The organism is Bradyrhizobium sp. 199, assembly GCF_023073355.1.
GTDB lineage: Bacteria > Pseudomonadota > Alphaproteobacteria > Rhizobiales > Xanthobacteraceae > Bradyrhizobium.
Map to the genome: position 1 here is coordinate 725787 of NZ_JADPJI010000005.1, position 11620 is coordinate 737406.

An 11620-nucleotide genomic window follows, 5' to 3' on the forward strand; every position below is an offset into this window, starting at 1 on the left:
GTGATGATTGCGAGGTGGCCCCCCAGTCTCGCAGCGCGCAGTACTCGTCGGGGGCGTCGACTACAGGCGACCACAATCCGCGAATTCACCCTTCATCATGGATCGTGAAATCGCCCAAAGAAGAACCTCCGCATGCCGCTTGGAGCATGTGACAGGATCGAAGCGGCTTTTTGAATCCGCAGACAGTTGCCCGCGTATCCCTGACCAATAGTCTCGGTTTGCGATGACTGACCTCATCGCGGAGACGAGTTCATCCATATTTTTTTGCGGTTGAAACCGCATAAGGCTCGAGCTGTGCCAATTCGCCCTCTCGGGATCGCCAACCGGGTTCATTACCACGAATCCGCGGCTACCGTCCATCCCGAGTTGCTCACGCGCACCGCCGACGTCACTCACAATTGTGGGCAAGCCCGCGCCTAAGGCTTCCATGGAGGCCAATGACCATCCCTCGAAGAAGGAGTTCAGAACAAAGCAATCGGCGGCGGCTAGCAGGATGGACGGATCTGGAAACGAGTGCCGGAGATGAACTCGCTCCCTGCAAGGCATCTTATCGCGAAGAGTGCGCACCTGCCGCGTGTACACGGCATCGTCCAGGCGGCCGGCGATCAGCAGATGAACCTTGTGGTCATCCTCTGCGACTTCGGAGAACGCCCGTATCAGGCCGTATGCATTCTTCTGAACCGTGTGACGACCAAGCGAGAGGAAGAGAAATTCATCATTGAGGCCCAGCCAGGCCCGGGCTTCCGATCTGTTCACCAGCGGGCGATGCGTCTGGTTGAAGGCATTGGGGATGGTGATAATGGCGCGATCGGGATAGGACGGATTGCCTGATAGGTACTGACGCCTCACGAGCTCGCTGACCGCCACAAAGCAGGTAACGAATTTCGATCTCTGGTGCTCTTCCGTCCAATCCGTGCTTATGGGAGTTGGAACGCCGTGGAGCGTTTCGACGATTGGAACGCGGGCGTCACTAGCCGCCTGCAAAAGCCAGCTGGGCGGATCGTGCGCGCTGACGACGTCAGGACAATTCGCTTGCATCCATAAGCAAGCGTCGCTTGGCGAGGCGGCAAGAACCGCTGTGCCTTCCCCCTGCAATGCGGTGAACAGTTGTCCGACGGGCGCTGACGATGAATCTGCGCACATAACGGTGACGCGAAATCCGAAGTGGGGCAGGCGCCGCGCGAGAAAGGCGACAAATTCATCAAGGCCTCCGGCGTCGAGCACCGGAGTGACGATGAGGCAATGCACACTGCCTGGCGACACGAGAAGCTCGTTTGGGTTCGACATGCTGCTGGTCGGAATCGAGGCGGGGGCCGCCGGTGGATTGGGCGCAACCGCGGCATGGTATGGCACGAGTGGCCTCGACCAGTCCTCGACAATATCGTCGCTTCCGGAGGCCAACTCGCTGCTAATGAACAGTTTCTTTGCGATACGCCTAACGCTTCCCGGCAACCGCCAGGAGTTTCGCTGTGCCCAAAGTGTCGCACGTCCTCGCAAAGAAAGGTCGTTTTGACCGAGACCCGCCATTGGTTCAAATGCCGTCCGTCTGGGTGTGCTGAGGTTGAAAAGTAGCACGAAAATTAACTATTAAACATATATTGCGAAAAATAAAAAACCCAATTAAATGGACGGAATTATCTTTGCCCAACTGCGATGTACAATCAAGTGTGTCGCTGCGCGCTTGATGAATGGTCAGTCTGCAGTGGGTAAGCAACATTGTGACCTGAGGCCCAAGAATCATGGAAAGCTCTTTCCAGAGGCCTTTGGCGGGAATGGACACGCCGTGAGTTCCGTAGATGCGATCATTCCCTGTTTTCAGTATGGGCATTTCCTCCAAGAATGCGTCGACAGCCTCTTGAAGCAGTGCGGACCCGAGTTGCGGGTGCTGATCATTGATGACGCTTCGACGGACAGTACGCCTCAGGTTGCGCAAGAACTGATTCGTGCAGATCCTCGGGTCGAGTTTCGCAGGCATTCTGCCAACAAAGGCCACATCGCCACCTTCAATGAGGGGATCGCTTGGGCCGCTGCAGACTACATGATTTTGCTGTCCGCGGACGATTACTTGATGCCCGGTGCAATTGAGAGGGCGACGAGACTGATGGATGAGCATCCCTCGGTCGGCCTCACGTTTGGCGGCGCGGTCGCGCTTTATCAAGGTCACGAGGCGATCGTGGCACCGCCTCCGGAACTTGGGCCTGGTACAAAGATACTTTCCGGGCGAGAGTTCATAAAAATCGGGGGCGCCAGAAATATCGTGATCGCACCGAGCGTGATAGTGCGAACGAGCCTGCAGAAGAAGGTGGGAGGATACTTACCGGATTTGACGCACAGCGGTGATATGGAGATGTGGTTGCGGTTCGCAGCGCATGGTCCTGTCGGCTTTATCGATGCGATCCAGGCTGTGTATCGACGACATTCAACCAACATGTCAGGCGGATATTCGGCAGAGCAGGACTTCCTTCAACGCAAACTGGCGTTTGAACATTTCCTGGATAGCTGTGCCCCGGTGCTCGCAGACGTGAATGATCTTCGGTCGTGGTTGATAAGCCATTTGGCGCTCGACGCGACCAGTTGCGCGAGCCGAGCCTTCAACGACGGAGACGTTGAATTATCGGAGCGCCTTTCGGCGATTGCGTCAAAGCTGGACCCCAAGGTCACGAGATCGCGTCGTTGGTTGCTTCTCGCCTGCAAACGGCAGTTGGGATTGCGCGGATGGCAGTTGGTACGGCCAGCTATCAAGCGTCTAAGGTCGCCGTAATCGGCTCTGAGGCGTCTCGGGCCGTTCTGCAATCGGCATTTCCGCTCTGACTGCGAATTGCTTGGGATGCCGCAGCTACGAAATCCGCGTGTTTGGCCGGTTGGCAGGGCTAGACCTGGTACATCGAGAACTCGCGTAGCGACGCCCTAATGCCGATGCATACTCCCCAAAATATCCAGAGATAATTCCAGTAGTGAACCGTCAGCCCGGTAAACATGAGCATCACTATTGCGATGGTCAACGCGATGCGAAGATCTGGCGCGCGAGGATCCTCCATTATGCCCGTGAAGCGACTTTTCGCCGGTAGGATGCTCGCAACGTTTGTCAAGACAAGAAGGACAATCATCGGAAGCCCGAACCGAAGCGAAAACACCAACCATACAGAGTCGATCGTGGTATCGAGAATGTCGTGATTGAGCGGACCGAATGCGTACCCGGTAAAAGGAGACTCCATAATCTTTTGTGTAGCTGCGTCCCAGATCAGCATTCGAAAGTATCCCGACACCGGATCGAAGGTCAGGTGGGAGATGATCCAGCCAAGTGGGTGATTGGCCACGGCCATGATCAAGACAACGATCGTAACAAGACACAGCTGCAGCACGCGCCATCGTCCAGGGTATTCCTTCAGTGCCGTATTATAAAGGTAGAGCATCAGGATAACGAGACACGACAATAGCGGGGCGGAGGACAACGACAAGAGGCAGCCGAAAACACAAAGACTCGCCCAGAGCATCTTTGATAACGGGCGTTGTTCCGAAAACAGGAAGATGCCGCAGGCGACAGTGCAGTAGGTGCCCAACAGAATTGGGTGGTCGAATGTCGAGGCAGCTCTTACCCAATAAAGCCTAAAGTCGGGCGAGAGCGGCGCAAAGCTGCCGAAAGCGGCAGAAAACGTTTCCTGAACAATGAGCCGACCCGAAAGATTATCGAAAAGCGCCAGCAGGACGATGTAGGCAGTCACAATCTTGAATGGTCGAATGAAGCTGTAAATTGCCGCTGGTCCGAAGAAAAACCCGCGCGCGACAAGATAACCGCCCAGAAACTCGAGGCTCTCGGCGCCGGTCGATGAAATCGCACTCGGCCCGCTCGTGTAGTAAGCGGCTGCGAACATCCATGCTGCGACGGCACATGCAAGATAGTCCGAGGCGAGTGTATGACGACCAGCCCTGGCTAGTCTTGCCACCGCAGGTACTATGAGGAGCAGGATACTGATCCGACCTATCGTCAATTTCGCGTCGGCGAGGTACAGTTGGACTTGTGCTGCTGGCAGAACGAGTCCGATCAGCAGCAGCCAAGCCGGCAGCGTACTGGACCGCTCGGAGGCTCTCGGCAAAGCCGTACTTGTCAGGCCGTAATCGCTGCCTGCAACCGTGACGCTCATGAGAGAACCGCCTCGCTCCGTGACCCAGTTTCTTCGACCTGAACGCTGCGGCTGTGATCGTCAGTCAGATACCACGTGAAAGTGACTGAACGCGGCGCCACTCCCCTCTCGAAACGTCCGTTCTGAAAGATGTGCGGCCGATAGCCGATGTCGGAAACGAACTCCGAAAGCTCGTCCGATGCAAAGGCGCACATCAGTGCTGGCTTGTGCCGTCTCAGCGTCTGCTCCGACCCTTGCAGGATCTCCAACTCGGCTCCCTGAGCGTGGACCTTCATCAGGGACGGCGACATGGCAAAGGAATCGAGCGTGCGACATTCGATCCTGTGTTCGCCCACGGTTAGCTTGGACCGATCGAAACGGTACATGCGGCCGGAATCACTCAGCCACTCGGTGGCCGCCCTGCGGGAGGTCGCCGCCATACCATCGCAAGCCCACCAACCGTATGAAGGAACGAAGAATGTAATGGTGCCCGGCTTGGCCCCTAGAGCGCAGGCGAATATCGAGACGGACCGATCTCCGGAGAACCGGCTTTTGAGCCGCTCGGCCGAGACCGGTTCGGGTTCGAAGGCGACAATGCTCGATTGAGGCCTGAGTCTCTTAAACGCGCGAATGCTTTGTCCGCGGTTCGCTCCGATGTCGATGATCAATCCATCGACCCGAGCGGTCCAAGTCGCGCCACCGTACTCGGGTTTTGCAAGGTAGGAGGCCGCCGCGTCCTTAAATGCAAATCGCGCGGCGGCAACGCCGGGGATGTTCGCATATGCGAAACGGGCGAAGGGCTTCAAATTCATGACGATAGGACCTTGCCAAGGCAGAGGTTGCGCGCGGCCATCGATATCTCAAGATTAAACCAGATAAAGCAGATTGCAACGCCGACTATTTAAAGCTACGACAATATATACGATCTATTAAATACTCGGAGTGTAAGCCCCATGACGATCGGCTTGAAGGCCAGCGAAACAGACGCTTCGTATGGGCTGGCGGAGGACCTGGTTTCCGAGGTCGCGGTGCTTATCGTGGGCTATCGCAACTCACAAGACATCGTTGATTGTCTGCTGGCGCTGTCGCGTGCGACGGCTTCGCCCGCTTTCGACATCTTCATTTGCGAGAATGGCGGTGATGATGCCTATCACCGCCTTGTTGACGCCCTGATCAGCAAAGGAGGCCCTTGCCTGCGGGGCCAATCTCCGGGAATCGCGATAGATTGCAATACCAACCGATTTACCGACGTTGAACGCCTGGTTCTGCGAGCAAGATCGTCAAATGTGTGGGTTGCGTGCGCCTCCGACAATCTGGGTTATGCGGGCGGGATTAACGCGTGGTTGCGTCCGCTCTCTGCGATACCCACCTGGCAGGCCATCTGGATCTTGAATCCGGACACCCAGCCGACCGAGTCTGCGCTGGCGGCGCTACACCAACGGGCGGAGTCCGGCCGAAAGGCGATGGTGGGCAGCACCATTCTCGACAGCCTGGACGCCGATCACGTGAGATTCCGCGGCGGGCTCTCCTGGCAGAAGCTGGCGGCGAGGGACGTTGCCATCGGCCTCGGAGACCTTCTCAACGTGTCCTGCAACATCGCCGCCATCGAAGACGCGATGGATAGCCCTTCGGGGGCATCGATGTATGTGACCCGCTGGTGCATCGAGCGGATCGGTATGATGGATGAAAGCTATTTCCTGTTTTACGAGGATATGGATTGGGGACTTCGCGCGAGACATTTGGGGCTCGGTTACGCGGCCGATTCGATCGTCGTCCACAAGCGAGGTACGACGACGGGATCGGCCAGAGGTTCATCGGCCATACCAGTACTCTCCGTTTACCTCCAGCACCGCAATTGCGTTCGCTTTGTACGGCGACATTTTCCGTGGTCGGTGCCTCTTCGAATTGCGGTTTCCCTCCTTTATGCACTCAGGTTCTTGCTGCAGGGAGCGCCAAACAACAGTCGCGCAGCGATCGAAGGACTTGTCGCCGGATTGAGGGGCGAAATAGGCCGGCCGAAGGAGCGGATGGCCCAGTAACGAACACAAGTAGGGGGCAGTTCCAGATGCGGCAATCAAGCTTGATTAAGGCGCTTTTATTGCTTGCGGCCGCAAGCCTCGGAGTAGCTGCCGTTGCTGCGCGCGCCGCCGAGCGCGATCAGATACCCACGTTCGAGTGGCCCAACGCAACGAATACAGGGGTGCGTGCGAATGTGAAGCTGACGCCTTCCGGCGATGTTGTGGCAGACTTGGCCGGCGCAACCATCTCGGGCCTCGACATCGAAGGCCGCGTCTATATCAAGGCACCGAACGTAACGTTGATCGACTCCAGGGTGACTTCTGCCTCGTTTTACATCGTGAGAATCGAGCCCGGTATTACTGGCACGGTGATCAAGAATTGCGAGATTAACGGCGTTGGCTCAGGCAATGATGGTTCTTACGGCATAGTAGGCCAGGGTACGTTCATCGCAAACAACATCTACAATGTGGAAAACGGAATTGGTGTGTCCGGGTCCGATACGCTCATCCAGGACAACTACATTCACGATCTCCTTGCTTCAGGCTCTCCGCACTACGATGGCATTTCGATCGATGGCGGCAACGTCAACATCGTTATCAGGCACAACACGGTCATCAACATGCACACGCAGACCTCGGCGGTCATGATCGATAATTATTTCGGGCCGATCTCAAATATCGAAGTCGACGGCAACCTGCTGATGGGCGGTGGATACACGGTTTATAGCTCTGCACAATTCAACGGCGGATCGGTCGAGGGAGTTTCGTTCACGAAGAATCGGATGGGCAGAGGGAAGTGGGGCTATAGTTCGATTGTGAAGAACGTCCCGGTCTGGCGAGAAAATGTGGACAACGTGACAGGCCGCCCCGCTGGTCCCCGGTAAGTCATCGGCGCACTCAGGTCCCCTATTTATTCAGCCGCCGGAACCAGAATGAGCCTGGCTCGCGCCACTGTTCGCGCATCCAAACCGGACACGCGTTGTTCAGCCTGGCTCCGTGATGGCGAGCAAGCCAGTTGACTGCGCCAATAATCTCGAAATGTGCGTTGAAACTCAGGAAGGCCTCAAGAAGATATTGCTCATTCCACAGCCAGCGATCGCGAAGTAGCCATTGAGCAGGGTAGTCGTGCGGCGTGAAGACGTCGTGGACATGGACGATCACGTTGGGGCGGAGGAGACCGAGCACGTGCAGATATTCGTGCAGGACGTCGCCCTGCGGCCGGATGATGTGGGAGGAATCGATGAACAGAATGTCGTTCTGGTCCAAAGTCTCAAACAGGCTGTCGGGACAGCACTCGACCTTCTTTCTCAAGACCGTCACACCGGCCGCTTCGAGCCACGGTTGCTCGAACGGCTCGATACAGATTTGCTCACATTCGTAGCCCGGATTGTCCGTCCTGTTCGCCTTTATCGCGAGGCGGGCCATGAGGGTCGAATTGCCACTTCCGACCTCAATTATCCGTTTGGGTTGGAAGTGACGTATCATATTATAAAGAAATTCGGCGTCTCCAGGCTCGAACGATCCGTTGTGGTATCCGAATTCGCTGGGTCCCTTTTGATGGATTGGAACTTCGAGCAGTTCGTCCCGGTAGTTAAATTGCTCGACTAACTCAAGTTGTGCAGCTTCGTTCAAGTTCAGCCCGGCAATTTGCCTCGGAAGACTGAGATCGCGCTTCAGGTCCGTCGCGAAAAGGATGGGCTCGTAGTAGTGATGCCGCACAATGGCGAACTGAAATCTGTCGCAGACGGACCTCGAGAAGGGAGCCCGATCACGAAGGCGGCTCAGGAGGACTGCAAGCGGCGCAAAAAGCAAAACGACGGGTGTCAAAATCAAATCGAGTGCTCTGTAAACAGACTTGCGGAAATAGTGCATGGATCATGACTTCCGAGCTGAATGAAGAGAAAAACGGGAGACAATCTGCGGGTCTAACAACACTGCACTGATGCACGGGAATATTGTGACCCATTGTCATTCGGCCGTCCAGACCAGGCGCCCTTGCCGAGGTCGCCAAGGCCGTAAGAACCCGGCTGCCTTTGCCGGGCGGAGAAAACCTGCATTTTCGGGCCTCGCCCTGCCACGACAATGCAGCAAGTCTGGCCTCAGCGGTCGATCGCACGGGCACGACGACTCAGCGCGCGCTTCATAAAAGATACAGCGGCTACGCAGCGGGATGGCCGGCAACATCAGGTGCTTCAAACGGCTTCTCGACGCTTTCGACCGCCACATCTTAGGTGAGTGCCGCCAGAGGATGCGCAGCACCCGGCCGAGCTCTGCTGACGAGTTCGCACGAGGCCCGTCAGATCGAGTGGCTCGATTCCAACGCCATTCGTGGTCAGAGGCTTTCTGGCAGCGAGCCATTTTGCGAAGGCAGACATTATATCGCCAATTAAATAAAAAAAGCTGACGGCTCACTGGTGATGACGCACGCTTGTGCCGACGCCTGCGTAGATAGGAGTGAATAAATCCGGGTGTGCTCTTGTGGCAACGTCCGAACACCCGCAACCTCTCGGAGCTTACATGGCGGAGTTGCTTCGGTTTTTTTAATCGTGATTGAATTTAGCCGAGCTTGTATCCAAAAAATGACCCAAGTGGTGCCGCCATCTCGTCCCAAAAAAGCCCCCGCCGGTGGAGCATGACACCGGCCGGACGCGACCTTTGGGGATACCCGCGTCTACGTGCACTGCACGTTCGATTTAACTGCGAAGGAGAGTAATATCTTGGCAACGACAACTGCTTGGCCTGATGCTACGAATACTGGAGTGTCGGCGGGCGTGACCCTCACTCCCTACTTCGGGGATCTCGTCATCAACACGGCGGGAGCCGTGATCAGCGGCCTCGACATCCATGGATCGGTCTTCATCAACGCTCCGAATGTCACGTTGGAGAACTGCAAGGTCACGACCGATGCGTTCTACGCCGTGAGGGTTGCGACGGGCGTTACCGGAGCGGTGGTCCAGCACAATGAGATCAATGGCGTCGGCTCAGGCAATGACGGCGACTACGGAATCATGGGGCAAGGGAAGTTCATCGCCAACAACATCTACAACGTCGAAAATGGGATCGGGGTGGATGGAGGGAATACCCTCATCCAGGATAATTACATCCACGATATGATCGCGTCGGGATCTCCGCACTACGACGGTATTTCGATCGACGGGAAGAACTTCGATATCACCATCCGCCACAACACGGTCATCAATGACCATACCCAAACGGCGGCAATCATGATCGACAACTACTTCGGGCCGGTCTCGAACGTTGTTGTCGACAATAACTTGCTGTACGGCGGCGGTTACAACATCTACAGCTCGTCCCAGTTCGACGGCGGATCGGTCACTGGTGTGGTGGTCACGAACAACCACATGGGTGGAGGTTATTGGGGCCCGACCGCGTTCACCGGCAACTCCCCGGTTTACACCGGCAACGTCGATGACAGCGGGTCACTTATCTCGGCCCTCAACACATCGGCGAATAGCGGCTCGGGCTCGACAGCCCCGGTGGCACCGGACGCTCCCGTCGTCGGGTCGTTCTCGACAGATAGCGGCACTGCTGGCGACAAGATCACCAACGACAATACCATCGAGCTCAAGGGGGCCGCTGCGGCCGGCAGCACGGTCAAGGTCTACGACGGTACAACCCAGCTCGGTTCGACGACTGCGGATTCAAGCGGCAGTTGGGACTACATCACAAAGGTCCTGACCGACGCCAAGCATACGCTCACCGCAACGGCGACCAACGCGTCGGGTCAGACCAGCGCGGCGTCGGCTGCGTGGGCAGTCACCGTCGATACCAAAGCGCCGACTGCGCCGACCATTGCCAGCCATACGGTGAACAGCGCGAGTCAGGTGGTGTTGTCGGGCAGTGCCGAGGCGAGCAGCGTCGTCAAGGTGTTCGACGGCACGACCCAGATCGGGACCGCCACGACCAACAGCAGTGGCGTGTGGGGCTACACCAGCGCGACTCTCGCGGCCGGTTCGCACAGCCTCACCGCAACGGCAACGGACGCGGCAGGGAACACCGGCGCGGCGTCCACCGCGTTCGCGGCCAGCATAGCGACCTCGGCGACCCCGTCCGCACCGACGTCGCCGACTTCCGGTACGGTAATCGAGTCGGCTGGTGCGACACGTCTCGTTGAGAGTGGCGACAAATTCTACCTCAACACCAGCACCGGGACGGGCCCCTCACTGAAGTATGCCGGTGCGGATTTTGTCAACGGGTCAGATCACACCTGGGCGCCGATCGCTGCGGAGAAGACGGCGACGGGCTATGAGGTCGTCTGGAAGGAGGCAAGCACCGGTCAGTACACGGCGTGGAACACCGACAACAACGGCAACTACGTTTCCCATGTCGACACCCTGACCGGCTCAACGTCGGGCGGCTCCGTGTCGGGTACGGACTCCGGCCTCAAATCGCTGGAGACGAGCTTCCATCAGGATCTGAACGGTGACGGGCAGATCGGTACTTCCACTGCAACTGCACCGACGTCGCCAACGCCGATTACGGGCAAGGTCATCGAGTCGGCCGGTGTGACAAGTCTCGTCGAGAGTGGCGACAAATACTACCTCAACGGCAGCAGCGGATCGGGCCCCTCACTGAAATATGGCGGTGCGGATTTTGTCGATGGATCAGATGGCACGTGGGCTCCCATTGCTGCGGAAAAGACAGCGACGGGCTATCAGGTTGCCTGGAAGGAGGCTAGCACCGGTCAGTACACAGCCTGGAACACCGACAACAACGGCAACTACGTCTCCCATGTCAGCACCCTGACTGGCTCCACGTCGGGCGGCTCCGTGTCGGGTACGGACTCTGGCCTTAAATCGCTCGAGACGAGCTTCCATCAGGATCTGAACAGCGACGGGCAGATCGGTACTTCCACCGCAACTGCGTCGTCCACCGTATCCGACAGCACGAGTCAGGTGGTGGCTACTTCGGGCAGTACGCTCGTCGCCTCGACAGGCAACACGACGCTGAAGGGCACTGCCGGCGACGACACCTTTGTTGGCAGCAGCCAGGCCGACACCTTCGTGTTTGGCGCGAACTTCGGCCACGACGTCATCAAGGACTTCGTTGCCCGCGGTCCTGCTCACGACACGATCGAGTTCAGCAAGACTGTGTTCGACAGTTTCGCGGGCGTTCTCTCCCACGCGGCCCAGTCGGGCAGCGACGTCGTCCTCGCGACGGGGAGCGACACGCTCACTCTGAAGAACACCAAGCTGGATGCGTTGACCAGCCACGACTTCCACTTCGCGTAAGCGGCGAGTCAACCACACAGACGAGTACTCAACAACTGCCTCGGGGATCTCTTGGGGGATCTCCCGAGGCTTGTTTCAAGGGCGGGTGTCATGACTGACTCTGGACGGCGGGGGGTGATCTCCCCGCTTGTGAATTCTTATCGCATCCCACTTATGCATTTGTCAGGACTATGGTCCGTCGGACGACAGTGGGCGGATGATGCCGAACTGCGGACGCCGCAACTGATCG

8 protein-coding genes are annotated in these 11620 nt (G+C 57.4%); 4 read left to right on the forward strand and 4 right to left on the reverse strand.

Annotated elements, in window-relative coordinates:
• Positions 1-60: 60 nt before the first annotated feature.
• Positions 61-1287 (reverse strand): glycosyltransferase family 4 protein, encoded by a 1227-nt coding sequence (locus tag IVB28_RS11805; protein ID WP_247526366.1) that lies wholly within the window; start codon positions 1285-1287, stop codon positions 61-63.
• A gap of 337 nt (positions 1288-1624) precedes the next feature.
• On the opposite strand from IVB28_RS11805, the gene IVB28_RS11810 reads away from it, so the two are divergent.
• Positions 1625-2761 carry a glycosyltransferase gene (locus IVB28_RS11810; protein WP_247526367.1) on the forward strand — a complete coding sequence of 379 codons (1137 nt, stop codon included), beginning with the start codon at positions 1625-1627 and terminating at the stop codon, positions 2759-2761.
• Positions 2762-2870: 109 nt separating this feature from the next.
• On the opposite strand, the gene IVB28_RS11815 is transcribed toward IVB28_RS11810, so the two are convergent.
• Positions 2871-4142: a hypothetical protein gene (locus tag IVB28_RS11815; RefSeq protein ID WP_247526368.1), complete on the reverse strand. Its 1272-nt coding sequence runs from the start codon at positions 4140-4142 to the stop codon at positions 2871-2873.
• On the reverse strand, positions 4139-4933 hold the full coding sequence (locus tag IVB28_RS11820; RefSeq protein WP_247526369.1) for an FkbM family methyltransferase: 795 nt from the start codon (positions 4931-4933) through the stop codon (positions 4139-4141). The genes IVB28_RS11815 and IVB28_RS11820 overlap by 4 nt, the downstream gene beginning before the upstream one ends.
• Positions 4934-5074: 141 nt before the next feature.
• Between IVB28_RS11820 and IVB28_RS11825 the strand changes: the two genes are divergently transcribed.
• Both IVB28_RS11825 and IVB28_RS11830 read left to right on the forward strand, forming a co-directional pair.
• Entirely contained in the window at positions 5075-6160 is a 1086-nt protein-coding gene (locus IVB28_RS11825) for a glycosyltransferase family 2 protein (RefSeq protein WP_247526370.1), read from the forward strand.
• Positions 6161-6186: 26 nt separating this feature from the next.
• Positions 6187-7023, forward strand: a complete 837-nt coding sequence (locus IVB28_RS11830) for a right-handed parallel beta-helix repeat-containing protein (RefSeq protein ID WP_247526371.1) — start codon at positions 6187-6189, stop codon at positions 7021-7023.
• Between the two features lie 22 nt (positions 7024-7045).
• On the opposite strand, the gene IVB28_RS11835 is transcribed toward IVB28_RS11830, so the two are convergent.
• Positions 7046-8011, reverse strand: coding sequence for a class I SAM-dependent methyltransferase (locus IVB28_RS11835; protein WP_247526372.1), 966 nt, complete (start codon positions 8009-8011; stop codon positions 7046-7048).
• Between the two features lie 899 nt (positions 8012-8910).
• On the opposite strand from IVB28_RS11835, the gene IVB28_RS11840 reads away from it, so the two are divergent.
• Complete coding sequence (locus IVB28_RS11840) at positions 8911-11391, forward strand: Ig-like domain-containing protein (RefSeq protein ID WP_247526373.1); 2481 nt, start codon at positions 8911-8913, stop codon at positions 11389-11391.
• The last annotated feature ends 229 nt before the right edge of the window (positions 11392-11620 follow it).